The 25,722-nt window shown below is 31.3% G+C and carries 28 protein-coding genes and 1 pseudogene; 14 read left to right on the top strand and 15 right to left on the bottom strand.

Annotated features, from left to right (window positions below; genetic code table 11):
* Positions 1-37 precede the first annotated feature (37 nt).
* Positions 38-1,162, top strand: coding sequence for a cysteine desulfurase family protein (locus P5P89_RS16505; RefSeq protein ID WP_278009309.1), 1,125 nt, complete (start codon positions 38-40; stop codon positions 1,160-1,162).
* 7 nt (positions 1,163-1,169) lie between these two features.
* Here P5P89_RS16505 and P5P89_RS16510 read toward each other — a convergent pair whose 3' ends face one another.
* On the bottom strand, positions 1,170-1,739 hold the full coding sequence (locus tag P5P89_RS16510) for an L-threonylcarbamoyladenylate synthase (protein WP_278009310.1): 570 nt from the start codon (positions 1,737-1,739) through the stop codon (positions 1,170-1,172).
* 272 nt (positions 1,740-2,011) lie between these two features.
* Here P5P89_RS16510 and P5P89_RS16515 point away from each other — a divergent pair.
* Positions 2,012-3,843, top strand: a pseudogene (locus P5P89_RS16515) (ABC transporter ATP-binding protein).
* Between the two features lie 556 nt (positions 3,844-4,399).
* Here P5P89_RS16515 and P5P89_RS16520 read toward each other — a convergent pair.
* The 6 genes from P5P89_RS16520 to P5P89_RS16540 all read right to left on the bottom strand — a co-directional run bounded on the left by P5P89_RS16520 (position 4,400) and on the right by P5P89_RS16540 (position 9,603).
* Positions 4,400-5,641, bottom strand: coding sequence for an acyltransferase family protein (locus P5P89_RS16520; RefSeq protein ID WP_278009311.1), 1,242 nt, complete (start codon positions 5,639-5,641; stop codon positions 4,400-4,402).
* A gap of 258 nt (positions 5,642-5,899) precedes the next feature.
* Entirely contained in the window at positions 5,900-6,259 is a 360-nt protein-coding gene (locus P5P89_RS21820; RefSeq protein ID WP_422851753.1) for an acyltransferase family protein, read from the bottom strand.
* A gap of 20 nt (positions 6,260-6,279) precedes the next feature.
* Positions 6,280-7,341 carry a glycosyltransferase gene (locus P5P89_RS16525; protein ID WP_278009312.1) on the bottom strand — a complete coding sequence of 354 codons (1,062 nt, stop codon included), beginning with the start codon at positions 7,339-7,341 and terminating at the stop codon, positions 6,280-6,282.
* Between the two features lie 124 nt (positions 7,342-7,465).
* Positions 7,466-8,242, bottom strand: a complete 777-nt coding sequence (locus P5P89_RS21705) for a glycosyltransferase (protein ID WP_340696549.1) — start codon at positions 8,240-8,242, stop codon at positions 7,466-7,468.
* A 172-nt stretch (positions 8,243-8,414) separates the two neighbouring features.
* Complete coding sequence (locus P5P89_RS16535) at positions 8,415-9,461, bottom strand: glycosyltransferase (protein ID WP_278009314.1); 1,047 nt, start codon at positions 9,459-9,461, stop codon at positions 8,415-8,417.
* Complete coding sequence (locus P5P89_RS16540; RefSeq protein ID WP_278009315.1) at positions 9,436-9,603, bottom strand: hypothetical protein; 168 nt, start codon at positions 9,601-9,603, stop codon at positions 9,436-9,438. Before P5P89_RS16540 ends, P5P89_RS16535 begins: the two co-directional genes overlap by 26 nt.
* Before the next feature lie 582 nt (positions 9,604-10,185).
* Here P5P89_RS16540 and P5P89_RS16545 point away from each other — a divergent pair.
* From P5P89_RS16545 to P5P89_RS16555, 3 genes are all read left to right on the top strand, one after another.
* The gene (locus tag P5P89_RS16545; protein ID WP_278009316.1) at positions 10,186-10,821 is read left to right on the top strand and encodes a glycosyltransferase family 17 protein; all 636 of its coding nucleotides are present in this window, start codon (positions 10,186-10,188) and stop codon (positions 10,819-10,821) included.
* Positions 10,818-11,039, top strand: a complete 222-nt coding sequence (locus P5P89_RS16550) for a hypothetical protein (protein WP_340696487.1) — start codon at positions 10,818-10,820, stop codon at positions 11,037-11,039. Before P5P89_RS16545 ends, P5P89_RS16550 begins: the two co-directional genes overlap by 4 nt.
* 102 nt (positions 11,040-11,141) lie before the next feature.
* Positions 11,142-11,912 carry a DUF5672 family protein gene (locus P5P89_RS16555; RefSeq protein ID WP_278009317.1) on the top strand — a complete coding sequence of 257 codons (771 nt, stop codon included), beginning with the start codon at positions 11,142-11,144 and terminating at the stop codon, positions 11,910-11,912.
* 24 nt (positions 11,913-11,936) lie between these two features.
* Here P5P89_RS16555 and P5P89_RS16560 read toward each other — a convergent pair whose 3' ends face one another.
* Positions 11,937-12,242 (bottom strand): hypothetical protein, encoded by a 306-nt coding sequence (locus P5P89_RS16560; protein WP_278009318.1) that lies wholly within the window; start codon positions 12,240-12,242, stop codon positions 11,937-11,939.
* 35 nt (positions 12,243-12,277) lie between these two features.
* Here P5P89_RS16560 and P5P89_RS16565 point away from each other — a divergent pair, with 35 nt between their 5' ends.
* Complete coding sequence (locus P5P89_RS16565) at positions 12,278-12,985, top strand: polysaccharide deacetylase family protein (protein ID WP_278009319.1); 708 nt, start codon at positions 12,278-12,280, stop codon at positions 12,983-12,985.
* Here the strand turns inward: P5P89_RS16565 and P5P89_RS16570 are convergent.
* Positions 12,977-13,714: a glycosyltransferase family 2 protein gene (locus P5P89_RS16570; protein WP_278009320.1), complete on the bottom strand. Its 738-nt coding sequence runs from the start codon at positions 13,712-13,714 to the stop codon at positions 12,977-12,979. The genes P5P89_RS16565 and P5P89_RS16570 overlap by 9 nt on opposite strands.
* A 55-nt stretch (positions 13,715-13,769) precedes the next feature.
* Between P5P89_RS16570 and P5P89_RS16575 the strand changes: the two genes are divergently transcribed.
* A complete protein-coding gene (locus P5P89_RS16575) occupies positions 13,770-14,585 on the top strand; it encodes a glycosyltransferase family 2 protein (protein ID WP_278009321.1) in 816 nt (271 codons plus the stop codon).
* Between the two features lie 35 nt (positions 14,586-14,620).
* Here P5P89_RS16575 and P5P89_RS16580 read toward each other — a convergent pair whose 3' ends face one another.
* Together P5P89_RS16580 and P5P89_RS16585 are read right to left on the bottom strand one after the other, a co-directional pair.
* Complete coding sequence (locus tag P5P89_RS16580) at positions 14,621-15,172, bottom strand: glycosyltransferase family 9 protein (RefSeq protein ID WP_278009322.1); 552 nt, start codon at positions 15,170-15,172, stop codon at positions 14,621-14,623.
* Entirely contained in the window at positions 15,142-15,678 is a 537-nt protein-coding gene (locus P5P89_RS16585; RefSeq protein ID WP_278009323.1) for a glycosyltransferase family 9 protein, read from the bottom strand. The genes P5P89_RS16580 and P5P89_RS16585 overlap by 31 nt, the downstream gene beginning before the upstream one ends.
* A 151-nt stretch (positions 15,679-15,829) precedes the next feature.
* On the opposite strand from P5P89_RS16585, the gene P5P89_RS16590 reads away from it, so the two are divergent.
* Positions 15,830-16,588 (top strand): lipopolysaccharide kinase InaA family protein, encoded by a 759-nt coding sequence (locus P5P89_RS16590; RefSeq protein WP_278009324.1) that lies wholly within the window; start codon positions 15,830-15,832, stop codon positions 16,586-16,588.
* A gap of 78 nt (positions 16,589-16,666) precedes the next feature.
* Here the strand turns inward: P5P89_RS16590 and P5P89_RS16595 are convergent, their stop codons facing one another.
* Positions 16,667-17,482: a 2,3,4,5-tetrahydropyridine-2,6-dicarboxylate N-succinyltransferase gene (locus P5P89_RS16595; RefSeq protein WP_278009325.1), complete on the bottom strand. Its 816-nt coding sequence runs from the start codon at positions 17,480-17,482 to the stop codon at positions 16,667-16,669.
* A gap of 256 nt (positions 17,483-17,738) precedes the next feature.
* Here P5P89_RS16595 and P5P89_RS16600 point away from each other — a divergent pair, with 256 nt between their 5' ends.
* The 3 genes from P5P89_RS16600 (at position 17,739) to P5P89_RS16610 (ending at position 20,597) form a co-directional block, all read left to right on the top strand.
* Positions 17,739-18,368 (top strand): PAS domain-containing protein, encoded by a 630-nt coding sequence (locus tag P5P89_RS16600; RefSeq protein ID WP_278009326.1) that lies wholly within the window; start codon positions 17,739-17,741, stop codon positions 18,366-18,368.
* Positions 18,369-18,555: 187 nt separating this feature from the next.
* Positions 18,556-18,972, top strand: coding sequence for a Holliday junction resolvase RuvX (gene ruvX / locus P5P89_RS16605; protein ID WP_278009327.1), 417 nt, complete (start codon positions 18,556-18,558; stop codon positions 18,970-18,972).
* Positions 18,973-19,097: 125 nt separating this feature from the next.
* Positions 19,098-20,597: a malate:quinone oxidoreductase gene (locus P5P89_RS16610; RefSeq protein WP_278009328.1), complete on the top strand. Its 1,500-nt coding sequence runs from the start codon at positions 19,098-19,100 to the stop codon at positions 20,595-20,597.
* A 48-nt stretch (positions 20,598-20,645) separates the two neighbouring features.
* On the opposite strand, the gene P5P89_RS21710 is transcribed toward P5P89_RS16610, so the two are convergent.
* Together P5P89_RS21710 and P5P89_RS21715 are read right to left on the bottom strand one after the other, a co-directional pair.
* Positions 20,646-21,671 carry an FUSC family protein gene (locus P5P89_RS21710; protein WP_340696488.1) on the bottom strand — a complete coding sequence of 342 codons (1,026 nt, stop codon included), beginning with the start codon at positions 21,669-21,671 and terminating at the stop codon, positions 20,646-20,648.
* Positions 21,672-22,865: an FUSC family membrane protein gene (locus P5P89_RS21715; protein ID WP_340696489.1), complete on the bottom strand. Its 1,194-nt coding sequence runs from the start codon at positions 22,863-22,865 to the stop codon at positions 21,672-21,674.
* A gap of 188 nt (positions 22,866-23,053) precedes the next feature.
* Here P5P89_RS21715 and def point away from each other — a divergent pair, with 188 nt between their 5' ends.
* The 3 genes from def (at position 23,054) to mazG (ending at position 25,032) form a co-directional block, all read left to right on the top strand.
* On the top strand, positions 23,054-23,644 hold the full coding sequence (gene def / locus P5P89_RS16620) for a peptide deformylase (RefSeq protein WP_278009329.1): 591 nt from the start codon (positions 23,054-23,056) through the stop codon (positions 23,642-23,644).
* Positions 23,645-23,683: 39 nt separating this feature from the next.
* Positions 23,684-24,163, top strand: coding sequence for a DUF5606 family protein (locus P5P89_RS16625; RefSeq protein WP_163395075.1), 480 nt, complete (start codon positions 23,684-23,686; stop codon positions 24,161-24,163).
* 98 nt (positions 24,164-24,261) lie between these two features.
* Positions 24,262-25,032 carry a nucleoside triphosphate pyrophosphohydrolase gene (mazG, locus tag P5P89_RS16630; RefSeq protein WP_278009330.1) on the top strand — a complete coding sequence of 257 codons (771 nt, stop codon included), beginning with the start codon at positions 24,262-24,264 and terminating at the stop codon, positions 25,030-25,032.
* On the opposite strand, the gene P5P89_RS16635 is transcribed toward mazG, so the two are convergent.
* The gene (locus P5P89_RS16635) at positions 25,027-25,713 is read right to left on the bottom strand and encodes a Crp/Fnr family transcriptional regulator (protein ID WP_278009331.1); all 687 of its coding nucleotides are present in this window, start codon (positions 25,711-25,713) and stop codon (positions 25,027-25,029) included. The two genes, mazG and P5P89_RS16635, sit on opposite strands and share 6 nt — an antisense overlap.
* Positions 25,714-25,722: the final 9 nt, after the last annotated feature.

Below are 25,722 nucleotides of genomic sequence, written 5' to 3' on the forward strand. Positions count from 1 at the left end.
TAAGAATTGACAATTGATATTTCATAACTTTGCGTTAATGAAAAAAGTATACCTCGATAACGCTTCTACTACTGCCATACGACCTGAAGTTGTTCAGGAAATGACAAAAATTATGATGAATGATTTTGGAAACCCGTCATCTACTCACAGTTTTGGTAGAAATGCAAAAACGATTGTTGAGCTTTCCAGAAAAAATATAGCTAAATATCTTAATTGTTCGGCTCAGGAAATAATTTTTACGTCAGGTGGTACCGAAGCGAATAACTGGATTCTTCGTTCAGCTGTAGAAGATCTGAAAGTGCAGCGGATTATCACCTCTAAAATTGAGCATCACGCAGTTTTATATACCGTTTTGGCTTTGCAGTCAGATTATGATATTGAGATTGATTATGTTGCTATAAATCCTGATGGCAGCATCGATTTAACGCATTTGTCTAATTTATTATCACAAGAAAAAAAGACAATTGTAAGTTTGATGCATGTAAATAATGAAATAGGAGTTATTTTAGATATTGACAGAGTAAGTGTTATCTGTAAGCAGTATAATGCCCTTTTTCATTCTGATACCGTTCAGTCTGTTGGGAAAACTGAAATTGATTTACAAAAAAATGCTGTCGATTTTATCGTGGCCAGTGCTCATAAATTTCATGGGCCAAAAGGAGTTGGCTTTGCTTTTGTGCGAAAAAATTCAGGGTTGCAGCCTTTACTTTTTGGCGGGGAACAGGAAAAAGGATTACGTGCAGGAACCGAAGCTGTACACCAGGTTGCAGGAATGGCAAAAGCTTTGGCTATTTCATATGAAAACCTTGAAACCGACCGGCAGTATATGTTGGATTTAAAAATGTATTTGATAAATCAGCTTCAAAATTATTTCCCGAATTTTAGAATCGTAGGTAAAAAAGAAGATTTTTATAATATTATCAATATTATTTTGCCTTTTTCTGAAGATAAAACTTCTATGTTATTGTTTAGCCTGGATATGAAAGGAATTGCAGTTTCAAGAGGAAGCGCATGTCAGTCCGGAAGTATAAAGCCTTCACATGTTTTAAAAGAAATACTTTCGGAGACCGATTTGAAATTACCTAATCTCCGGATTTCTTTCAGTCATTACAATACCAAAGAAGATATCGACTTGCTGATTGAGACTCTTAAAACAATATAACTGAAAATTATTTACGGATTACTTTTACCTGTGAATCATTTGTTAATTTAATGATTGTTGAAGGTTTTCCGCCAACCTTATCACGATACAAATCCACGACATAATCAACTCCTTTTATAATTTCAGGATTAATATCTTTGAAAGCTAATGGTGTTGGTTGTCCTGAAATATTAGCAGAGGTAGAGACTAATGGTTTTTTCATTCTCTCTAATAATTTAAAACAAAAAGGTTCTTTTACAAGTCGTATTGCTAAAGAGTTATCTGAAGCGATGATGTTAGAAGCTACATTTCGCGGTTCGTCTAAAATTAAAGTTGTTGGTTTTTCAGATAAATCAAGAATTTGCCAGGCTACTTCGGGAATATTTTTAAAAACATTGTACATCATTTTTTCGCCATTCATTAATACAATCATGCTTTGTGTTTCTGCACGTTGCTTAAGTTTGTATATTTTAGCAACTGCTTCGGGATTTGTGGCATCGCAGCCAATTCCCCATACGGTGTCGGTTGGATAAAGAATGATACCACCCTCTTTTATGATTTCAAAAGCTTTATGTACTTCTTCGTTGAGATTTTCCATTTTATAAAAACAAGTAACAAATTTATAGTAGCAAAGTAACGAAAAATATTTCTGGAAATCTCCATAAATTGGATAGCTTGTGCTTGTACGGATCATTAAAAATATAATTGATTTTGATTATGGATAAGTAAATTTAGAAGTTGAAATTCATTGATTTTTAGGGTGATTTGGTACTACTTTTCTGGGTTTAAAACTATTTTAATTTTATCTTTGCAAAAAAAATATTGGCCTTCAAAATTAAATTAGGTTAGCCTTCAATTCAAAATAATTAAATGAAAAATTTTAAACGCTTTTTAAAGTATTTAATACCTCACAAGAAAAATTTAGTAATCAGTATCATCTTTAATGTTTTATATGCACTTTTTTCTGCTATTTCGATGCTTTCGCTATTCCCACTAATGAAGGTATTGTTTTCTGATGGTGAAAAAATACATGTCAGACCTGTATATGAAGGGATTAAAAGTATTGATAAACGATATTTGGAAGACTCCTTAAATTATTTTATAACTCATAATACTGAAGTTAACGGAGCTTTGGATACATTGATATGGATGGTAATATTTGTTTTGACCACTTTTTTGTTGAAAAACCTTTTCAATTTCATTTCCATTGTTTACATGACCTATTTGAATAATGGAATTTTGAAAGATTTGCGAAATGATGTTTATCAGAAAGTAATTAGTTTACCTGTTTCTTTTTTTCAAATGAAAGAAAGGGTGATTTAATTTCAAGAATGACCTCAGATATCAATACAATAAAAAGTGCTTTTTTAAGTATTTTGATGATGGTTAGTGAACCATTGACTATTGTATTCACTCTGATATCGATGGTCTTTATAAGTTGGAAATTAACCATATTCGTATTTCTTTTTCTTCCGCTTTCAGGGATTTTAATATCCAGAATGAGTAAATCTATTAAAAGTCAATCGGGTGATATTTTCTCTCTGGAGGGACATCTTTTATCAGATATTGAAGAAACTTTAGGCGGTATAAAAGTGATTAAAAATTTTACTTCTGAGAATTTTTTTATACGACGTTATTTTAATTCAACAGAGTTTATTAATAATCTAAACAATAAAATAGGTGTTAGAATGAGTCTGGCCGGGCCTATGAGTGAGTTTTTAGGGATTTTCGTAATTTCTATTTTATTGGTTTATGGAGGGTCTTTAGTGTTGATTGACGGATCGATGAGCGGTAGCGCTTTTATCGCATACATGGGTTTAGCTTATCAAATATTGACACCTGCTAAGGCTATAACAAAAGCCAATCAGGCTTTAATGGGAGGAAATGCAGCTTATGAAAGGGTTGCTTTTATTTTAGACGCAACCAATCCGCTAAAAGACAATCTTGATGCTATAGAGATTACCGAATTTAAGCATGAAATTAAATTTACGAATGTTTGGTTTAAATACGATTCGGAATATGTTTTAAAAGATTTTAATCTAACGGTTCCAAAAGGCAAAAGAGTAGCACTGGTAGGAGAATCCGGAAGTGGAAAATCAACATTAGCAAACTTAGTGACAAGGTTGTATGATGTTACAGAAGGAAGCATCACTTTCGATGGTGTTAACATAAAGGATGTTACTGCAGATTCATTAAGAAAACAAATGGGAATTGTTGCTCAGGACTCTATTTTGTTTAATGATACTATTGCTAATAATATTTCGTTAAGCATAGAAAATCCTGATATAGAGGCTGTTAAAAATGCTGCGAAAGTGGCAAATGCACATAATTTTATTTCAGAATTTCCAGAACAGTACAATAGCCCTGTTGGTGATGGAGGCGGAATGCTGTCTGGAGGTCAGAGACAGCGTGTAGCTATTGCCAGGGCGGTGATGAAAAATCCACCTATTATGATTTTAGATGAAGCTACATCGGCATTAGATACTGAATCAGAACAATTAGTTCAGATTGGCTTAGAGAATATGATGGAAAACAGAACTTCAATTGTAATTGCACACCGTTTATCTACAATTCAAAATGCTGATTTAATTGTGGTAATGAGTAAAGGCAGGATTGTAGAGCAAGGTACTCATGATGAGTTATTAAACATGAATGGGATTTATGCTAATTTGGTAAGTTTACAGTCTTTAGAGGTAAATTAAAGTTATTAATTATTAAATGCAGTTGCAATTTCGCTTAAATGCTATTTTAAGGAGTCTCTGGAAATAATCTTCTGTATTTTCAAAATACTAAAAGCGAGTAATTTACAGATTTTAAATTCGAAAAAAGTGAGTTTTTAGAGGGGTCTCTTAAATTTATCTTTGGTATAATTATCCGCATTTTTACTTTGACTCACAAAAACAAAATTAATATTTGCATACTACATCCATTCTTGAGTAAACTGTTTGACTTTTTCTTGTAAGAATGAATCGTCTTTCAGAAATTTAATTTTACAGTTTGTACAAGGTTCCTTTTTTTAAATAGAATAGAAATACTACTCTTTTTAAGCTTACTATTAGAGTCTGTATCTAAAAATCTATTAATACAAATGGATATTCTACATCTTATGCTATAATTACCTTGTTTTTCCGCTACTTCTGATATAGGAAGTGTATTGTCTGTTTCTCAGATCCATACCTTAAGGATTGTGAATACTAATACAATCTTGTTGTATTTCAATTTGTTTTAAAATTTTAACAAATTATTTTTAATTGTAAACTATTTTTTCTTAAAAATATTAATTTTTTTTATCCGTAAACTGTCCGAAATTGTTTTGGAAAATTCAAAACTTAAGTGATTACTATCGTAGGACATTGGGGCATTTTGAGCCGTAAATAGTACACAATGCTTGAGATTATTCCCATTAGACAGTAAATCTTTTTTGCTAATAAATTGGTAGAGGCCTTTTGATTTAATTTTCAATTCGTTATCATAAAGTCCAAAACTTTCGATGTCTTTACTTGTTATGGTTTCTCCTGTACCCATGATTTCTGGCATATCTCGTTTCAAAACTATATAATTTCCAAAAACAATAATTTTAGCTTTTGTTTTCTTTTTTATTTCTTTTACAAAAGCTACTAAATTTTCGGGTTTATACCAGCCAAACATTACGTTGATTACAATGTATTCATACTTTGATAAAAAATTATTTCTATAAATTTTATCCATCATAACATAGCATTTGTCTTTCATTTCGGGGGGATGATTGCTAATTAATTTTAAATCAGCCGAAACCATTGGTGGACAACCTCCTTCTGAAAGCATTCGGTAATCGTAATTAGGGTAGGCTAATTTCAAAAAGTTAAGAGCATCTGGAGCATGACTATCGCCAAGTATTAACACTTGTTCTGTGTGTTTTGTGTTTTTTAAATTTAAGTCATTTATGGTATCGCTTAAAAGTTGAAACCTCAAATTCTTGCCTTCCTCAATCTGTTTTAAGCCATATGCTTGAGTAGTGGTATTCTTAAAAAAGAATGATTCAAAATGAAGCAAACAATAATTTGTTACTAAAATTAAGACTATTGTTGTAAAAATAAGAATAATTATTTTGGATTCTTTTCTTTTAGTTACTCTAAAAGGAGTTTCAATACATTTATAGATGATAAATCCAACAACGATAGCACTAAAAAAAAGTATAATTTGGTCTTTCGGATTTAAATTCGGACCGTATAGATGTTTATAAAAAACGACAAAGGGCCAATGAATCAAGTATAAAGAATAGGATATTCTGCCCAACCATCTTATTAATTGATTATTATAAATTCGACTAACATATTTTGTTTGACCTGTATTGTGAATTAAAATAGCAGAAAATAAGCAAGGCAATAAAGCATTTATTCCAGGAAACAGGACTTTGTCATCATAAAAAGAAGCTAGAAAAATTAGACCTGTAATTCCTATTAGCGATAGCGATTCTTTGGCATACGATTTAAATTCAAATTTATTAGTCCAAAAAAGCAATGTGCCTATTAGAAATTCAAAAACTCGGAATGGAGTAAGAAAAAAAGCAGCCGAACTATTTATTGTTAAATAATATTCAGAAAAAAAAGGCTAATTACTGCAAATGAAGATAAAACTAAAACTCTATGAACCTTTTTTTTATTTTTAAAGTAAAAAACAATAAAAAAGGCCAAATAAGATAAAACTGTTCTTCAACAGATAAAGACCAAGTATGTAATAAAGGTTTAATATATGAATTACTATCAAAATAACCCGATTCTAAAAAAAATAGATATTGGAGAAGGATAGGACTGTGGCGGTTGATGATTTTAATGTTTTCTCGAATAAAAAAAGAGGATAAATGAAATAAGCCATTAATAATGTGAGTATCACAACGAATAGCATAGATGGCAGCAATCTTTTTATTCGCCTAAAATAAAACTCTTTAAAAGAAAAAGCTTTTTGATCTATTTTAGGTATTAAAATAGAACTTATGAGATAGCCACTAATTACAAAGAAAACATCTACACCGATGAATCCTCCTTTTAATACAGTTACATCGAGATGAAAAAGCAAAACCAATAGAACCGCAATACCTCGCAGTCCATCAATATGTGGGAAGTAATTTCTTTTATGCATGGGGATCAAAATAGAAATAATTAATTAAAATGCTCTAAAATCGTATGATTTAGTTTTTCAACCGAAAAAGGATGTAGACTTTTTTCTGAATTTGTAGAAAGTTTTTTCCAGACTAATTCATCACTGTATAATTTAATTACTTTTTCTGCAAATTCATTAGCTTCATTTGCAATTAAGGCATTTTCATTGTCAATTAAAAACATCCCTTCAGCACCTATTTCGGTAGTAACTACTGGAAGATGGTATTCAAGAGCCTGACCTATTTTACCTTTAACACCTGCACCTATCTGTAGTGGAGCAACCATTAATTTAACTGAATTAAAAATTGCATCAACATTTGATACATAACCATGAAAAACAAATCGATCGTCTTTTATATTTTTTACTAATTCATTAATATTGCCGACTACATTAACCTTTATTTCTGGCAATTTTTCCCAAACGATTGGCATTATTGAGTTATATAAAAATTCAATTGCATTTACATTTGGATGGTGGGTTGAGCCAATAAATAAAATGTCTTTTCTTTCAGAAAAATGTTTTATAGAATCGATATTTATTTTACTATAATGTATGTTTGAAATTTCGATAAGCTTTTCTTCATCAGAAAATAATTTCATGTATTCTTTTTCTGTCTCAGAAATAGGGATTATGTAATCTGCATTTTTTACAAATTCTGTTTCAATTTCTTTGTATTTTTTGTAGTTTAATTCGTGTGATTTGTCTTTATCAATTATCAGTGCTTTTTGATATCTTAAATGGTGTATATCAACCATATCATAAATAAATTTAGCATTGTTGAAAACATTTTTGAATTTAAAAAAACATTCTTTAAAAGTGTCAGGGCCATAGAACCAAATTAGACTTACATTTTTATTTGTTTTATTTAAATACTCTACGAATTTGTTTTCTGGGTATTGATTGTAATATACATTAACTCCCATTTTTTGATAATATATTATATATGGGTCTTTAGGACTTATATGCGTGACTATCAAAGTAACATGGAATTTTAAATTGATAAAGCCCTTAATTATTTCATTTAATCTATTTGCACCAGAATCCTTATCATATTCAGGCATAAATTTAATTACAAAAGCAATCGATTTATTATTATATTTTTCAATAATTCTTTCTTCGATAGTGGTTGCTTTAATAGATTCTATTTCTTTTTTCCATTTATTTTCAAACTTCTGGCTGTTAATTTTAAAAAGTAACTCTTTTTTTGTAGTGACTTTTCATCTGATTTTTTTTTCCATTATAAGAAATTCCGTTATAGTGAAGTACTTCAGAGAATGGTGTATAATATATGTATTTGTTTTGGTTGTATTTCAGATCAAAACAAAAGTCTGTTTCTTCAAAATAGGCTGGAACAAATATTTCATCTAAAAGATTTAATGTGGCTCCATCATCTTTAAATTTTTTGAATAGTAAACTACATCCTGAGCAATAATCAACCTGATAAATATAATTTATTTCGGAATCTTTAGGGTGCTTTTTTCTAACTACTTGATGAATCTTAAAATTTTGAAGAATAACACTTCCGGCTTCTTGTAATGTACCATTTGCATTTAATAATTTAGAACCTACTGCACCTACATTTTTATAGTTTTCGAAAACATAGAACAATTCTTCTATAAAGTTTTTTTCTACAGCTGTATCATTATTTAAGATGTAGATATATTCTCCTTTGGCAGCTCTTATTCCTTTATTTATATTTTTTAAAAAGCCTAAATTCTTCTCGTTTTTAATTAATTTAATTCCGGAGATGAGTGAAAAATCATAGTTTTCAGAACTATTATCGTCAACTAAAATGATTTCATATGGATATTTTTTTGTTAAATTATTATTTAGATGGATTAAACAATTCCAAGTATATTTTTCTTCATTATAAAATGGTATTATTATAGAAACAATGGGTTTTTCAGACTCGTCAAAAATTATGTTTTTTCTAACAAGTTCTAATGGGATTATTTTTTTAATTTTTGAGGTTTAAAAGTTTTTTTTAAAAAAGATTTTATTGGACGTGAAATCTGCATAGTGGTTGTTATAGAGAATATTAATGTTTAGGATTAAAAGTAGTAATACTTGTTGAAAACTAAAGTTTAATTTACTTATTTTTCATTTTGGTCGATTGAATACATTTTTTCAAAGTTTAAATTTCTTTTAATACAGATTTTAATTTTTCTTTTGAAAAAGGATAAAGGCTTTCAGTAGAGTTAACAGATAATTTAGACCACATTTCTTTATCATTGTAAAGTGTAATTATCTGTTTTGAAAGTTCATCTGCAGTTTCAGAAATAAAAGCATTTTTTTTGTTTTCTAAATACATTCCTTCAGCGCCTATAGAAGTCGTTACTACAGGTAAAAAGTATTCAAAAGACTGGCCTATTTTTCCTTTTACACCTGCGCCATAACGCAAAGGAGCAACCATCAGTTTAGAGTTGATAAAATAGGACTCAATATTTTCTACAAATCCCAATAGTTTGAAATTAGGATGGGAGATAGAGTGAATCTTATTTTTTACATTTCCAATTACATTTACTTTTAAATTGGGTAATTTTAGCCATACTTTTGGCATTATTTCATTATATAAGTAATGAATAGCATCTATATTTGGTTCATGTGAAGAACCAATAAACAAAATATCGCTTCTTTTTTCAAATGGGGCAATTTGACTTTCGTCAATTTTACAATAATGTATATTCGAAATTAACAATATCTGATTTTCTTTCAAATACTGTGACATGATTTCTTTTTCAACTTCAGATATTGCGATAACAACATCTGCTTTTTTTGCTAATTTCGTTTCTATTTTAAAATACTGATAATATTTTTTTCTTAACGAAATTCGATAAGGTTCAATTTCTATAGCTCTTTTATACCTTAAAAAATGAATGTCTACCATATCAAATATGGATTTCGATCCTGGAAAACATTCAGAAAGTCTGGAGATATATTTACTAAAGTTTTTTGGCCCATTGTACCAGATGTAGTCGATATGAGGTATGGATTTTAAAAAACTCAAATAATTTTTATGCAAATTGGTTTCTAAAAATATAATAATACCTAAATCACTATAAAAACTGACATATTTATCTCTTTCAAAAATATTTTCAACACAAATAATGCAGTTAAATCCTAAATCTTTATACAATAGAATAATTTCTTTAAGTCTATTTTGAGCCAGAATCTTCATCATGTTTTGGCAGCGCATTGCTCATAAAAACAATTGTTTTTTTCGCAGCGCTGTAAGTTTCAAAATTTGGTATAGATGTTACACACTGTTTTTTAATTTTACTTTCTCTTTCAATGTGCAATTTTATGGTTTTAAATACTCCCATGTTAAGTTTAATTTTTGTTTGGGTTTTGGGCAATTTTATAATGAAAGGCTAATTAATTAAACCTTAAACAACCATATAATATTGTGGTATGTATAAAGTTTAAGAAGTAGTCAATCTGAAAAATAAATAAAAATAGAAAGCTTAAATAGCTATAATGTTTTGTAATGTTATATGTTAAAGAAATTTAATTTTGACAAATCCATGTAAAAGCATTAATACAGGAAAAAATCTTCTCATTAAAAAAACAAGTAAGAATTTATATACTGAAGATGGAGGAAAAGAAGAATAGTTGCGTTATATGATATAAAAAAATCAAAAGGATTCTTATTTAGTTTGAGAATTCTTTTTAAAAATTAAATTTTTGATAGACTTTTAAAAAAAGATTCTTAATGTCTTTTTTATCTGTTGTTTATGATGTATTAACCTGTATAGATTTTAATGCAGCTTTAGCATAAATATTTTTTTCTAAGTTTTATATTATTGTCTTACTATGCTGTGATAATTAAAATAAAAGTGTCATATTGATTATATTTAAAAGATAAAGAAATTGAGATTATTTTTTATATTTGTCAAAAAAATATTATGGTTTATGATTGTTTCATCTTTTTTAATGAATTAGATTTACTTGAAATTAGATTAAATGAATTAGATGATGTTGTTGATAAATTTGTGCTCGTAGAAGCAGATAAAACTTTTCAATTTAAACCAAAGCCTTTCATTTTTGAAGAAAATAAAGAACGTTTTTCTAAGTTTCTGCATAAAATAATTCACGTTAAGCTGACTGAATATCCTTTATTTATTCCAATAATTAATCCTTTTTCACCTTGGAAAATAGAATTTTTTCAAAGAAATTCTATTGTAAAAGGACTAGTAAATTGTAAACCTGATGATGTTATTTTAATTTCAGATGTTGATGAAATTCCAAAAGCAGAAGTTATAAAACAGAAATTATCAGAGGGTGTAAGCAAAATATATGGGCTAAAGATGGATATGTTCATGTATTTTCTTAATAACAGACTTGTTTTTGATATTGAAAGCAAAATGAACAAAGAAGAATCTAAAGATGGGATTTGGCATTGTACAGCTTTGCTACCGTATAAACTTCTAAAGAAGAAACCTTTTAAGATTCGTAAAACGATTATGCGTACAAAAGAAGGGGAGAAGTTTACGAAATTATTCCTAATGCAGGCTGGCATTTTACTTATATTGGAGGAGTGAAAAAAATTATTCAAAAAATAGAAGCTTTTTCACATACAGAATACAATTTAGAACAATATAAAAGCGAAAAGAATATCCTGGAATTGATAGAAAGTGGGAAGGATTTATTTGGCAGGGATTTGGAGTTCGAAATTGCAGGCACTAATTATGAGTTTCCCAAATTTATAAATACTGAAGAAGCCCGTTATAAGTTTAAAGAGTATTTCTTTACAAAATAATTTTACTTCAATCAATTATTTTTAACTAATTCAAGCTAACCTCTGATTAAAAAGAAAACTTTGCTTTAATAATTAACTTCTATTAAATCAATAAAATAAAAAATGGAACATTTAGTAAAAGTTGTTATACCTATATACAAAGATCATTTTGGGTTTCTTGAAGAGAAATCTTTATTACAGTGTTTACGTGTTTTGAAAGATTATCCAATTGTTTTAGTACAGCCGGAAGGACTCGATAATTCTTATATTAAAGATACGTTTCCGAATGTTTTGGTAGAAAATTTTTCAAAAAAATATTTTGAAAATATTTCCGGTTATAATGAGTTGCTTTTGTCTCCTTCATTTTACGAACGTTTTTTAGATTCTGAGTTTATGCTGATTTATCAGTTAGACGCTTTTGTTTTTAAAGATACTTTAAAAGAATGGTGCCAGAAAGGGTATGATTATATTGGAGCTCCCTGGATTGCAACTAAGCATAATAAAATGGTAACGAAAATCCTTGCTCTTTTTGATTCTAAAAAGAAAAAGGAACGCAAACAAATTTTTTATAAAGCCGGTAATGGAGGTTTTTCATTGCGTCGGGTTAGTTCGCATTATGAAATTGCTAAAAAGCAGGAAATTTTCATTTCTGATTTTTTAAACGCAGATAATAAACCTATATATACTACAGAAGATGTTTTTTGGTCCTTGAAAGCTCCTGAATTCAGTAAAGATTTTAGAATTCCAGACTATAAGGAAGCTTTGCATTTTGCCATTGATCGTAAACCAGAAATTGCTTTTAAAATAATAAATAATGAAATTCCTTTTGGCTGTCATGGAATTAATAAACCTAAAGTTGTTGATTTTTGGAAACCGATATTAGATAAATATTAAATCTTCAGGCAGTTTTAATCTCGTTTATTCCATTTTTCTATACTTCAGCCATAAAAATAAATATTTTTTAAAAGTCGCAAAAGCATGTATATAAGAGAGGATAAAACCTTTTTTACCTTTTAGTATTTTGAGTTTTAAAAAATAATTTAGGATAAAATTACCAAAAGGTATAATTATCAAATGAAAGTAATTTGGCCTGATTTTCTTTTCGTACAATTTATTAGCGAGCTCTTTGGCTTCAATTGTTAACTGCGAATTGTATTCATCAAAGTCGATACCTTTTTCTGAAAATAAATTATTTTCCTGCATAAAGAAGTTTATGAGCTGCAAATGTAATAATTTTAAACTTAATTGCAATTTAAGATATGACACGTTTACCTATATTGATGTACCATAATGTTTCTGATGATATAAATAGTAAGGGCCTTACTATTTATAGTAAAAATTTAGAAGAACAATTTCATTATTTGAAAGAAAAAGGATATGCAACTTATCATTTTTCAGAATTAGAAAACAAAAAATCGATACATCCAAAAAGTGTAGTGATTACTTTTGATGATGTTACTGAAAACCAACTGCTTTATGCTCTTCCGTTGCTTAAGAAGTATAATTTAAAGGCTACTTTTTTTATTCCGTTTGCTTATATTGGAGATGTTGATTCATGGAATTCAGGCCGGGAGAAAATCATGTCTCTTAAACAGTTGAAGGAATTAGATGATTGTGTAGAGTTAGGCCTACATTCTTTTGCGCATAAAAGATATGCATCTCTAACAAAGGATGAAATCAATGCCGATTTTTCCAAATGTTTTGAGATTATCGAAAAAAATGACTTAAAAGTTTATAATGCTTTAGCCTATCCTTATGGTAATTATCCTAAAAAAGAACCTCAAAAATCACTATTTACTAATGTTTTGCAGCAAAATAATGTTAAATTTGGATTGCGAATAGGGAATAGAACTAATAAATTTCCTTTTAAGAATCTGTACACAATTCAGCGGATAGACATTAAAGGGGAAGATAGCCTGCTGAAATTTAAACTCAAGTTGCGTTTCGGTAAATTAAGATTATTTTAATCCCTTTTCAATTAAGATGATTTTGGCATATCTCGAAAAAACGCCATAAGCATTAACGCTCGCCAAAGCTAAACCGGGAACTCCATCCATGAATCCTCCTTTTAAAATATAAGAAGAGAAAAAGCGGTAAAAAGGTTTGAAAATTAATTGAAAATAACCTGCTTTTTTTCCTCTTTTGAAAGAAGTATTGGCCTGGAACCAAGCATAAGAATCTTTTTTTTGTAATAAATGGAAAAGCCCCTTATACGTGTAATGGATCATGAAGTTTTTCAAAGTGCCTAAAGTTCCCTGAAACAAAAGTTTTTCATGGACATCTCCGGAAAAAGAGACAGAATCATTTTTTACAAGTCTGACTACTTTATCTACCTTATGATATAAAAAACGATTCATATAAAAATGCGGGAACCTGAGCTTATACCCCTGATGTTTTCCAGTTGCGATTACCGATAATATTTCGATTTTCAGTTTTTGGGAAACCCGTTCATCAGCATCAATAAACAGGATCCAGTCACCTGTTGCATAAGAGATGGCGTGGTTTTTCTGGCTCGAAAAATTATCAAATTTTCTATCTAAGACTTTACAGCCTAACTCAATGGCTTTTTCTTTGGTACCGTCAGAACTAAAGGAATCAATTACAATAATTTCATCAGCAAATTCAATTGATTTTATAGCATCTTCAATATAATCAATTTCATTGTAAGTAGGAATTATTACGGTTAATCTGCTCATTTTTTTGTTTTAAGGAAAAACAAAATTAATAATTTTAGGTTACCTTTGCGCCATTATGCAAAAGAATATTTCCGTTATAATCAGCACTTATAATTCTGTCGAATGGCTAAAAAAAGTCATTTGGGGATATAACACTCAGACCTATCGCAATTTCGAAATGGTGATTGCCGATGACGGTTCACGACAGGATACTTTCGATTTAATTAACGAATTGAAAAAAGAAGTTTTTTATCCCATTATTCATGTCTGGCATGAAGACAATGGTTTTCAGAAATCGCAGATTTTGAACAAGGCTGTATTGGCCAGCACTACTGATTATATTATGATGTCTGACGGAGATTGTATTCCGCGTCCGGATTTTGTGGAACAGCATATTAAATTCAGGGAAGAAGGTTATTTCCTTTCCGGAGGCTATCATAAACTGCCATTAGAATTATCTAAAAAGATTACCAAAGAAGATATTTATTCAGGAAAATGTTTTGACATTTCATGGTTAAAGCTAAACGGAATGAAAACTTCTTTCAAAAATAACAAAGTCAGTGCTACAGGTTTGAAAAGTACTGTTTTAAATTTTTTGACTCCCACAACACCAAGCTGGAACGGACACAATGCATCTGGCTGGAAAACAGATATTATGGCTGTCAATGGTTTTGATGAGCGTATGCAATACGGCGGACAGGACAGGGAATTAGGTGAGAGATTAGTTAACTATGGCATAAAACCAAAACAAATCAGATATAGTACCACTTGCCTGCATCTGGATCATCCCCGCGGTTATGCGACTCCAGAGTCAATAAGCAAAAATAAAAATATCCGAAAAGAAACCCGGATTCAAAAGAAAAAAAGAACCGAATTCGGAATTGTAAAATAATAAAAAGCATTCGTTACTGGCGAATGCTTTTTTTGTTATAGATTATTCTTCAGGAATTTATCCAGTTCCGGAAGTATCATTTCCGGAGTTAGCTGTTTGTACAATTCGTCCGGGTTTTTTTCTATTTTTTTGCGTTCCTCAAAAGTAAAACTGTCAAATAAATTAGGTCTCATTTCCAGTAAATGAACAGAATGATGCAGTTTTCCATCTTCGAAACTTGCCCAGTGATCTTTGTTTACATAAGGAGAAAATATAGTAAATGTAGGTTTGTTCAAGGCCTTTGCAATGTGTACCGTTCCTCCCTCGTTAGAAACCAAAAGTGCAGATTGATTCATTAATTTAATGAAATCACGAATGTTTTTGGCATAAATATCTAAAATGATATTGGATTTATTTTTGCACATTTCATATATTTTCAAAGCTTCCTCTTTTTGATGCGGTGCATAATTGAAGAGGATATATACATTATAATTAGAAGAAATAAAATCAACCATATTCGCGACATATTCATACGGCATTGATTTTTGTGGTGTACTTCCCAAAACCCCAAGAACGATCACTTTTTTATCAGCGTATTTCCCCAGCAAGTCTTCTTTTTTTCTTCGTCAGTCAAAAATATTTTGGGATGGTAATCTATAGGTTCAAAATTACCAGCCTGACTTAATAAATGAATCCGGTCTTCGATTGCTTTGCCGCAGATTTTGGTTTTTTCTTTAGATATAGTTACCGGATGCGTGTAATAACCCCAATTTCCTAGTTTTTTTCGACTTTTATGCCCAATTGTCTGTTTGGCTGTAGAGAATTTACAAATCAGTTTGCTTTGTGTTTTTGAATAAGGATCAAAAATAATATCATATTTCTCTTTTCTGATCTGGCAAATCAGTTTCAGTAAAACAGGCAATTTTTTCAGCTCTTTATCATTAATTGAAATGATTCTGTCAATGTTAGGATTCTTCAAAATTACGCCGTGGGTAAAATCATAAGCCATAAAATGAACTTCACTCTCTGGATATTTCGCCTTAAAATTATTAGCAATTACAGAACTGATCAGTACATCTCCAATTCGTTTGTTTTGTATGATTAAAACTTTCATCCTAAAGTTATTTGTTTTTTATTATTTGAGCTTAATTCTCAATATTGAGGTTGCGAATTTATCCTAAAAGAAAGTTCTCTTTCTTTATGACACATTACTTGGTGCAAAGTACTATTTTTTATACTTTTAAACCAAATTATAATTGTAAGCTGTGCCAATAATCATTCATTCGAAATACAAAAACAAAGAAGAAGCTATACTTCAGTTAGTTGCTGATTTTTTTACTAAAGGGAATATGATTGTTAAAGGTTCCCGCAATACAATCAAGTCGAATTTTTTAGGTGATGAAAAAGTAAATATCAAATTTTTTCAGAAACCGGGACTATTCAAATCCATTATCTATTCTTTTTTTAGAACTACCAAAGCTAAACGCTCTTTCGATTATGCAAATTATTTGATCAATAATCATATTTTAACGCCTTTTCCAATTGCTTATATAGAAAATAGAAACAGTTTAGGACTTTTGAAAGACAGTTATTATGTTTCTCAGCAGATAGATTATGATTTTACGATTCGTGAACTTATTCACGATCCTCTGTTTCCGGAAAGAAATGTTATTTTAGAGCAATTTGCGGAGTTTACTTTTAAAATGCACGAAGCCAAAGTCAATTTTCTAGATCATTCTCCCGGGAATACTTTAGTGGTAAAAAAATCTTCCGGTCAATACGAATTTTATCTGATAGATTTAAATAGAATGAATTTTAAAAACTTATCCATCGAAGAGCGAATGGATAATTTTAAGAAAATGTGGCTGTCAAAAACAATGGTAAAAGCAATCGCAAAAACTTATGCTAAATTAAGCAGTGAACCTGAAGATAAATTACACGCAATTCTTTTGGAGAAAACAACGCAGTTTAAAAGAAAAATAACAAAGAAAAAATACCTGAAAAGAAAGATAGGCAGGAAATAAATACTTAGTCCTCAAATAAAAAATCCAAATTCCAGTCATAATTTGGAATTTGGATTTTAAAAATATTGAAAATTTAAATTATACCGCTACGTCATATTCGCGTAAAGCATTATTTAATGACGTTTTCAAATCTGTAGATGGTTTACGTGTACCAATGATTAAAGCACAAGGAACCTGATATTCACCTGCAGCGAATTTTTTGGTATAGCTTCCAGGAATTACAACAGAACGAGCTGGTATGAAACCTTTCATTTCAACTGGCTCATCGCCTGTAACGTCAATGATTTTTGTTGAAGCAGTCAAACATACATTTGCCCCTAATACAGCTTCTTTACCTACGTGAACTCCTTCTACAACGATGCAACGAGAACCGATAAAAGCACCGTCTTCGATGATAACAGGAGCAGCCTGCAATGGCTCTAAAACTCCTCCGATACCAACACCACCGCTTAAGTGAACGTCTTTACCTATCTGAGCACAGCTACCAACAGTAGCCCAGGTGTCAACCATTGTTCCGGCATCAACATAAGCCCCGATATTTACGTAGCTAGGCATCATAATTACTCCGCTTGAAATAAACGAACCATAACGTGCAGAAGCTCCAGGCACTACACGAACTCCTTTGGCTGCATAGTCTTTTTTCAATTCCATTTTATCATGGTATTCAAAAACTCCTGCTTCCCATGTTTCCATTTTTTGAATAGGGAAATACATTACAACAGCTTTTTTTACCCATTCGTTTACCTGCCATCCGTCACCTTTTGGTTCTGCAACACGAAGTTTCCCAGCATCCAATAATTCGATAACTTCTCTAATAGCATCTGTAGTTGCTGTTTCCTGTAATAAAGCTCTGTTTTCCCAGGCTTGTTCAATTATAGTTTGTAAAGAACTCATATGTTTAAATTTTTGGCAAAGATAGCGCATTAAAGTAAAATCAAAAAGGCAAATCAGTTTGAAAATGTTATAAACATAACTTTTTGTTTTTAATTTTAAAAATTCCAATAAGCTGAAATGTCTCTGAAAATGAAAATTCTTTACTATTATTTCATGATAAAAATCAGATTTGTTGATTTTTATTCGAATTAATTTCGCACCATAATTCCTGAGGTAATTGAAGGAATTGCAAGTACTAAAATTAATCAAAGCCAATATGAATCAGGAAAATCAACTTCAAAATCGCGTTACAGTTATTGATAAAGAGGTCACGTGGGACAAAACGCAGGTAATTATGAGTAAAACAAATGCTTTTGGTATTATTGAATATGCCAACGAAGTTTTTGTTGATGTTTGTGGTTATGAAGATTATGAACTAATGGGGCAGCCACACAATATTATTCGTCATCCGGATATGCCCAAAGTTATTTTTAAAGTGCTTTGGGAAAATCTGAAACAAGGGAAAAATTTTCATGCAATTGTAAAAAACCTGGCAAAATCGGGAAGATATTACTGGGTAATAACGGATTTTGATATTGCAAGGGATGAAAACGGTGTGATTGTAAATTATTTTGCAAGAAGACAAGCCGTTCCTCAGGAAGTGATTTCGCTGCACATTGAACCTCTTTACAAAAAGTTACTGCAAATTGAGGCTGCAAGTGGTGTTGAGTTTAGCGAAAAATATTTAATTGGATTTTTGGAAGAAAAAAAGAGAAGTTATATCGAGTATATTAAGGAATTGATTTATGAACATGAAAAGGCCCAGTCAAAATTTGCTCAATATGAACTTAAAGAAGAGGATGAACAAGAGGAGAAAGGCTTTTTTAGCAGATTATTCGGCAGATAATACTGCTTTATAATAATTTTTTAGTTGTTTTAAATTTGGTTAAAAATCCGTTTTGAATTTTCAGGACGGATTTTTTTACTTGCTATTATAAAAATAATCATGCAATCAGTAATTAATTAAGTTTGTATTTCTATTTGCTGCTGAGAATTGGAAAATTAAAATAGTTTATCTTTGAAAAAAATATAAAATGCCAAGAATCCTCTCTATAGACTACGGACAAAAACGTACCGGAATTGCTGTAACTGATGAAATGCAAATTATAGCTTCAGGTTTAACTACGATTCCAACCAATACTTTAATTGATTTCCTAAAGGATTATTTTGCCAAAGAAAAGGTGGAGGCGGTTTTAATTGGCGAGCCGAAACAAATGAATGGTCAGCCATCTGAAAGTGCATCTGTAATAAAAGGTTTTGTAACTCATTTTTCTAATATTTTTCCGGATATGAAGGTTGTTCGTGTAGATGAACGCTTTACTTCAAAAATGGCTTTTCAGACCATGATTGACAGCGGGCTAAGCAAAAAGCAGCGTCAGAACAAAGGACTGATTGATGAAATTTCCGCAACGATTATGCTTCAGGACTATCTTTCTTCTAATCGTTTTTAGGTTTTAGGCCTATAAATTTCACTTTATTTAGAAAAAAATGTAATTATCTAACTATTATCTTTCAAAAATTAGTTTTTTTTTGGGATTATAAAAAGTACCTTTGCATTTTAAAATAAAATACTGTTATGCCTGACAATACAATACGTTCCAATAGTGATGTAGTGCTTATTGGTGCTGGAATTATGAGTGCTACACTCGGAGTAATTTTGAAAGAATTACAACCTGATATAAAGATTGAAATTTACGAAAGACTGGATGTTGCCGCAGCTGAAAGTTCAGATGCCTGGAATAATGCAGGAACAGGACATTCTGCTTTTTGTGAATTAAATTACACTCCTGAAAAAGCCGATGGCTCTGTAGATCCTAAAAAAGCCATTAGCATCGCCGAAGCTTTTGAGGTTTCACGACAGTTTTGGTCTTATTTAGTACAGCAAAACAAGGTGCCTTCACCTGAAAATTTTATTAAAAGTGTACCTCATATGAGTTTTGTATGGGGTGAAAAAAATGTAAAATACCTTCAAACCCGTTTTGAGGCTTTACAAAAAAATCCATTATTTTCTGAAATGCTTTTTAGTACCGACTTTGAGCAATTAAAACAATGGATGCCATTAGTTATGGAAGGAAGAGAGCCTGACGAAAAACTGGCTGCTACTACAATGGCAATTGGTACAGATGTGAATTTTGGTGCTTTGACAAGGAGCATGTTTAATTATCTGGAAAAATTAGACGGTGTTTCTTTATATTTTAATCATGAAGTTAGAAAGTTAAAACAGCTTGAGAATAAATCATGGAGAATTAAAATAACAGATTTAGGTTCTGGTGAAAAAAGAAAGGCTTACACGAAATTTGTATTTATTGGTGCCGGAGGAGGTTCATTGCCATTGTTAGAAAAAGCAAATGTACCGGAAGGAGACGGTTATGGAGGTTTTCCTGTAAGCGGTCAGTGGTTAAAATGTACAAATCCTGAAGTTATTGCAAAACATCAGGCGAAAGTTTACGGAAAAGCAAGTGTAGGAGCTCCTCCAATGTCTGTTCCGCACATTGATACGCGTGTAATCGATGGCGAAAAAGCATTGCTTTTTGGCCCTTTTGCTGGTTTCTCAACCCGTTTCTTAAAAAACGGATCCTATTTAGATTTGCCATTATCTATTAAGGCAAACAACCTGATCCCAATGTTATCTGCGGGCTATAACAATATTCCTTTAACAAAATATTTAATAGAACAGGTTCGTCAGTCTCCGAAAGACAGAATAAAAGCTTTACGCGAATATTTGCCAACTGCAAGATCTAAAGACTGGGTTTTGGAAAAAGCAGGTCAGCGGGTTCAGGTGATCAAAAAAGGTGAAAATGGTGGTGGCGTTTTAGAATTTGGAACCGAAGTAATCAATACCCAAGACGGAACACTGGCTGTTTTATTAGGGGCATCGCCGGGAGCTTCTACCGCAGTTTCTATTATGGTTGATTTAATTGGAAGATGTTTTAAAGAGCAGATAAATACACCGGAGTGGGAAGCAAAACTGAAAAACATGATTCCTTCTTACAAACAGACTTTAAATGACAAGCCCGAGTTGTTAGAACAAATTAGAAAACAAACAGCTGAAGTTTTAAAACTGAACAGAAATTAATTATAGAATAAAATCTTAGCTTAATCATAATAAACAAATCCGGATGAATCAATCCGGATTTGTTGCTTTTAAATCTTTTGTAATCTTCAATATTTTTTCGGCTAAATTACTCATCCAGATCAGTTGTTCAATAACCATTTGAGCTTCCTGCATTTTAGCCTGTCTGGTTTCTTTATCCAATTCTTCATCTGTCGCAAGACGGGTAAAGTTTTTACGCTTCATTTCTTCAAATTGCAAAGTGACATCTTCTTTGTCAAAAAAAGTATCGGTTATAATGGTTTCATTTCTTAAAATTGAAATCGAATGATCTAAATTTAGTAAAATGGTTTTAATGATATAATTAAATGATTCTGATGCAGATGTAGTCTGGTGTGCCTGGATATAAGTTGATAATGAAGCTAAGGCAGAGAGCAAAGAATGATTTAGAACTACTAATTTATTTACAATTGGCAGCGTTTTCTGCTTTGATTTTGGTTCCTGCATCATACGCTGAAAAGAAGTCATTAGATTCCCAATTTCTATAAAGACATTTTTTCTTGCCAGTCGGTAAGAAGTTGGGACTTCACCTTTTTTATTATAAAAGTCTGCAATTTCCCTGAGATAAGTCCTGTTTGCACGAATAGAGTTTTCAATATGGATAGGCGTATTTATAAATTCCCAGGCTGGCCATAAAAACTGATTGGCGAGGAAAGCGAGAATTGCCCCAACAAGCGAATCGAGAATCCTGAACTGAATTACTTCGACAACATTTGGAACCAGGATTCCATAAATGAAAACCACATACATAGTCACAAAAGTCGCACTGATTTTGTAATTAGCCTGAGCGAAAGAAATTCCAAGCAGCATACAAATAATGGAAAAGATACTTAAAATCACATGATTTTGTACAACAGAAACAATTCCGAATGCCAGTAAGCCCCCTAAAATAGTTCCGAAAATACGATTGTAAGACCGTTCTTTTGTTAAACCGTAACCCGGACGCATTATGACAACGATGGTTAATAAAATCCAGTAAACGTTTTGAAACGGAAGAAATTTCCCAACAATAAATCCAATTAAAATGGTTATAGTCAATCATACAGAATGTCTGAAAATAGAAGAAGAAAAACTCAGGTTTTCAATCAGTGTGCGTAAAGGATAATATTGCGGGGTCAGGAATTTTTCAAGTTCTTTATCTTTGTCTTTAAGTTTGTAAGATTGCATTGCCAATGAGAAGGCTCTTTGTATAATCTTGATTTTTCCAACCTGATTTTTGGCATATTTCAGCATGTTGGTCAGCATCAGCACACCTTCTGCTGCTGCTTCTTTTCCTAATGTCTTTTCATAGTCAAAAATGGCAAATTCCAGAGCGTCAAGTTCATTTTTTAAATCATTTTTATCAACGTAAACGGCAATATGATGCACGTTTTTTGAAAGTTTTTTTAAGGTAGAAGCAAGTTTGTATGCTACATTTTGATATGTTCTTAAAACATCCGGATGTTTGTCAAACTTTTCATGAATTTTACTGTGATCGAAAGACGTATATAAAGCTAGTTCCTGAATTTCAAGCAGAGTAATAAAAACCAGCAACATTTTTCGGTTCTGACTAGTAGCAGAGCTGCTTTGGTTTCCAATAAGCACTTTTCGTAAATCCTCATGAATCTCATTTAACTCTACCTGAATGCTTAGTTGTTTTTCGATAATTGTTTTTCGGTTAGCTTCCGGACTCCACAAATCTCCTCTCAGTTTTAAATACTTTGCGGTTAATTTGATTCCACGGGCAATTTCAAGTTCGATATATTTATAAGGCTGTATGAAATGAAAAGCAAGAGAAACAATTAGATATAAAATTCCTCCGGTAAAAATATAGCCTGAGTAAGCAAAGACTTCCCAGCCTTCATGTATATGTCCAAATGATAAAGAGATTGATATTAAAGCAGAAAACGAAACCAAAGTGGCTCTTTGACCATAGACAGAAATCATAGAGCATAAAAAAAGTAAAAATCCTAAAAAGGGATAAAATAAATAAGGATAAGGATAGACGAGATTTACCAATAAATTAACACCGGCTACAATAAACGAAGCTACAATCAATCCTTTTATTTTGTGGCTTAATGTACTTGGAATGTCGCTTGGGTAAGTATAAAAAGCACCCAACGCAATAGTAAAACCAATTTCAAAATGTCCTAAAAAATTAAAAATCAATACAGGAATAACAGAGGCTATTGTTACTTTTGAGGCATTTAAAAACGAAGTGCTGTTGGTGAATTTTACAATACGGTCAAACATATAAATTGGTTTAAAACAAAGGTAAGATAATTTGGCATAATTATGGCTGAGATTTCAAGGAACAGCCAAAAAGAGATTTAATATCTTATTTTCAAATGGTCATTGACTATTTTTTACTATTTTTGACTGCTAAATTTGAAAGACCAGATTAAATATTTTAGAAAATAAAAACAACCAATATAACATAGATGATTTTACCAATTGTAGGATATGGGGATCCCGTTTTGAGAAAAGTTGGTGAGGTAATTACAACTGATTATCCAAACTTAAAAGAAACAATAGCAAATATGTACGAAACCATGTATAATGCATATGGTGTGGGACTTGCTGCGCCACAAGTTGGCCTGGCAATTCGTTTGTTTGTGATTGATACAGCGCCTTTTAGTGATGATGAAGAATTAAAAGAAGATGAGCAAAAAAGCTTAAAAGGTTTCAAAAAGACTTTTATTAATCCAAGAATTGTTAAAGAAGAAGGCGAGGAATGGAGTTTTAACGAAGGATGTTTAAGTATTCCTGATGTACGGGAGGATGTATATAGAAAACCAACGGTTACACTGGAATATTGTGAGGAAGATTTTGTAATGAAAACAGAAGTTTTTGACGGACTAATTGCGAGGGTTATTCAACACGAATATGACCATATAGAAGGAATTTTATTTACGGATAAAATATCATCTTTAAAGAAACGCCTGATTCAAAAGAAACTAAAAAATATTACCGAGGGTAAAACTTTTCAGGAATACAGAATGAAATTTGCATCCGCTAAAAAAGGCAGATAATATAAATCACCAAAAATTCTTAATACTAATTTAATAAACATGAATTTAGACAAAATTTTAGCCATTTCAGGAAAGCCTGGTTTATATGTATTGAAAGTGCAAACGCGTACAGGTTTTGTGGCAGAATCATTATTAGACGGAAAAAAAATTACTGTAAACTTAAAAAGCAACGTAAGTTTATTATCTGAAATTTCAATTTATACTTACGAAGGAGAGAAGCCTTTGACAGAAGTAATGCAGCGTATTGCAGTTAAAGAAAATAAAGAACAGGCAATTTCACATAAAGAAGACAATGCAAAATTGACTGCTTATTTTAAAGAAATTTTGCCAGAGTACGATGAAGAAAGAGTGTATCCGTCTGATATTAAAAAAGTATTAAACTGGTATAATATGCTTCAGGCAAAAGGGCTGGTTACTGATGAAGCTCCTGCAGCAACTTCAACATCAGAAGAAATTGCTGTTGAAGAACCAGTAAAAAAAGCTCCTGCAAAAAAAGCAAAAGCTAAAAAAGAAGAATAGTAGTTTTACATTCAAATATATTAATCCTGTTAAGATGGTTTTCTTGGCAGGATTTTTTACTTTTACAGGATTCGGTTACCATAAAAACTTCAAAAAAAATGAGCAAAGAACTTCAGCTTAAAGCCTTCGAAAGATTATTAATTATCATGGATGAACTTCGTGAGCAATGCCCATGGGATAAAAAGCAAACTTTGCAAACCCTGAGACATCTTACAATAGAAGAAACTTATGAATTAGGAGATGCTATTCTGGATAATGATTTGAGTGAAGTTAAAAAAGAACTGGGAGATCTATTGCTTCACATCGTTTTTTATGCCAAAATAGGTTCTGAAACCAATGATTTTGATATAGCCGATGTGTGTAATGAAATCTGCGATAAACTGATTCACCGTCATCCTCATATTTACAGTGATACTGTTGTAAAAGACGAAGAAGAAGTCAAACAAAACTGGGAAAAACTAAAGCTTAAAGAAGGAAAAAAATCTGTTTTGGAAGGTGTACCACGAAGTTTACCGGCATTAGTAAAAGCAAGCAGAATACAGGATAAAGTAAAAGGCGTGGGTTTTGACTGGGAAGAACCGCATCAGGTTTGGGATAAAGTACAGGAAGAACTGCAGGAATTGCAAGTTGAAATTAAATCCGGAAACCAGGATAAAATCGAAGCCGAATTTGGTGATGTTTTATTCTCAATGATTAATTATGCCCGATTTTTAAATGTAAATCCTGAAGATGCCCTGGAACGAACCAATAAAAAATTTATCAAACGCTTTCAGTATTTAGAAAGTAAAGCAGAGGAATTAGGAAAACCGTTGATGGAAATGACTTTGGCAGAAATGGATGTATTTTGGAACGAAGCCAAAAAACTATAACTGTTCAGCCAGTTTTTTCAGGGCTTTTACGTTTTTAAGCACAATTTTTTTACCTGCGAGTTCAATTAATTCCAGTTTGTTAAAATCAGATAGTAATCTTATACAGCTTTCTGTTGCTGTACCAATCATACCAGCAAGCTCTTCTCTGGTTAGCTGTACTTTCAGTGTTTTATCCTCGTCTTCGCCAAAAGCATCATGTAAATACAATAAGGTTTCTGCAAGCCTTTGTTTTACCGTTTTTTGAACAAGGGCAATTTTATCGTTTTCAGATTCTTTCAAATCTTCACAAACAGATTGCATCATATTCAATGAAAACTGATTGTTGTTATTAAAAAAGTTTATGATTTCAGATTTTGGGATAAAGCAAACTTCCATGTCGGCAATTGCTTTTGCAGATAAATTTGCAGGCTCGTTACTAATCATGGAGCGCTGTCCTAAAAGCTCTCCGGATTTTACCAGTTTTATAATCTGATCTTTTCCGTTGGCGCTCAACTTAGAGAGTTTTCCGACACCATCTTTTACACAAAAAACACCGTTGGTGATTTCTCCTTCCTCAAAGATAGCTTCTCCCTTTTTAATTTTGTGAGTCGTTTTACTGTTTGCTAGTTTTATAACTTCTTCTTTATTAAGTGCTTTTAAAGAAGAAAGCTGGCGTACGATACATTGGTCACATTTATTCATAGCAAAAGT

The organism is Flavobacterium gyeonganense, assembly GCF_029625295.1.
GTDB lineage: Bacteria > Bacteroidota > Bacteroidia > Flavobacteriales > Flavobacteriaceae > Flavobacterium > Flavobacterium gyeonganense.

Bases quoted from the DNA above. Each gene is read 5' to 3' on its own strand.
- mazG (WP_278009330.1), top strand. From the start codon at position 24,262: ATGAGCAAAGAACTTCAGCTTAAAGCCTTCGAAAGATTATTAATTATC.
- P5P89_RS16595 (WP_278009325.1), bottom strand. From the start codon at position 17,482: ATGAGTTCTTTACAAACTATAATTGAACAAGCCTGGGAAAACAGAGCT.
- P5P89_RS16575 (WP_278009321.1), top strand. From the start codon at position 13,770: ATGCAAAAGAATATTTCCGTTATAATCAGCACTTATAATTCTGTCGAA.
- P5P89_RS16555 (WP_278009317.1), top strand. From the start codon at position 11,142: ATGGAACATTTAGTAAAAGTTGTTATACCTATATACAAAGATCATTTT.
- P5P89_RS16600 (WP_278009326.1), top strand. From the start codon at position 17,739: ATGAATCAGGAAAATCAACTTCAAAATCGCGTTACAGTTATTGATAAA.
- P5P89_RS21820 (WP_422851753.1), bottom strand. From the start codon at position 6,259: ATGCATAAAAGAAATTACTTCCCACATATTGATGGACTGCGAGGTATT.
- ruvX (WP_278009327.1), top strand. From the start codon at position 18,556: ATGCCAAGAATCCTCTCTATAGACTACGGACAAAAACGTACCGGAATT.
- P5P89_RS21715 (WP_340696489.1), bottom strand. From the start codon at position 22,865: ATGTTTGACCGTATTGTAAAATTCACCAACAGCACTTCGTTTTTAAAT.
- P5P89_RS16505 (WP_278009309.1), top strand. From the start codon at position 38: ATGAAAAAAGTATACCTCGATAACGCTTCTACTACTGCCATACGACCT.
- P5P89_RS16535 (WP_278009314.1), bottom strand. From the start codon at position 9,461: ATGATGAAGATTCTGGCTCAAAATAGACTTAAAGAAATTATTCTATTG.
- P5P89_RS16545 (WP_278009316.1), top strand. From the start codon at position 10,186: ATGGTTTATGATTGTTTCATCTTTTTTAATGAATTAGATTTACTTGAA.
- P5P89_RS16565 (WP_278009319.1), top strand. From the start codon at position 12,278: ATGACACGTTTACCTATATTGATGTACCATAATGTTTCTGATGATATA.
- P5P89_RS16625 (WP_163395075.1), top strand. From the start codon at position 23,684: ATGAATTTAGACAAAATTTTAGCCATTTCAGGAAAGCCTGGTTTATAT.
- P5P89_RS16610 (WP_278009328.1), top strand. From the start codon at position 19,098: ATGCCTGACAATACAATACGTTCCAATAGTGATGTAGTGCTTATTGGT.
- P5P89_RS16510 (WP_278009310.1), bottom strand. From the start codon at position 1,739: ATGGAAAATCTCAACGAAGAAGTACATAAAGCTTTTGAAATCATAAAA.
- P5P89_RS16540 (WP_278009315.1), bottom strand. From the start codon at position 9,603: ATGGGAGTATTTAAAACCATAAAATTGCACATTGAAAGAGAAAGTAAA.
- P5P89_RS16635 (WP_278009331.1), bottom strand. From the start codon at position 25,713: ATGAATAAATGTGACCAATGTATCGTACGCCAGCTTTCTTCTTTAAAA.
- P5P89_RS16525 (WP_278009312.1), bottom strand. From the start codon at position 7,341: ATGCCTGAATATGATAAGGATTCTGGTGCAAATAGATTAAATGAAATA.
- def (WP_278009329.1), top strand. From the start codon at position 23,054: ATGATTTTACCAATTGTAGGATATGGGGATCCCGTTTTGAGAAAAGTT.
- P5P89_RS16570 (WP_278009320.1), bottom strand. From the start codon at position 13,714: ATGAGCAGATTAACCGTAATAATTCCTACTTACAATGAAATTGATTAT.
- P5P89_RS16585 (WP_278009323.1), bottom strand. From the start codon at position 15,678: ATGAAAGTTTTAATCATACAAAACAAACGAATTGGAGATGTACTGATC.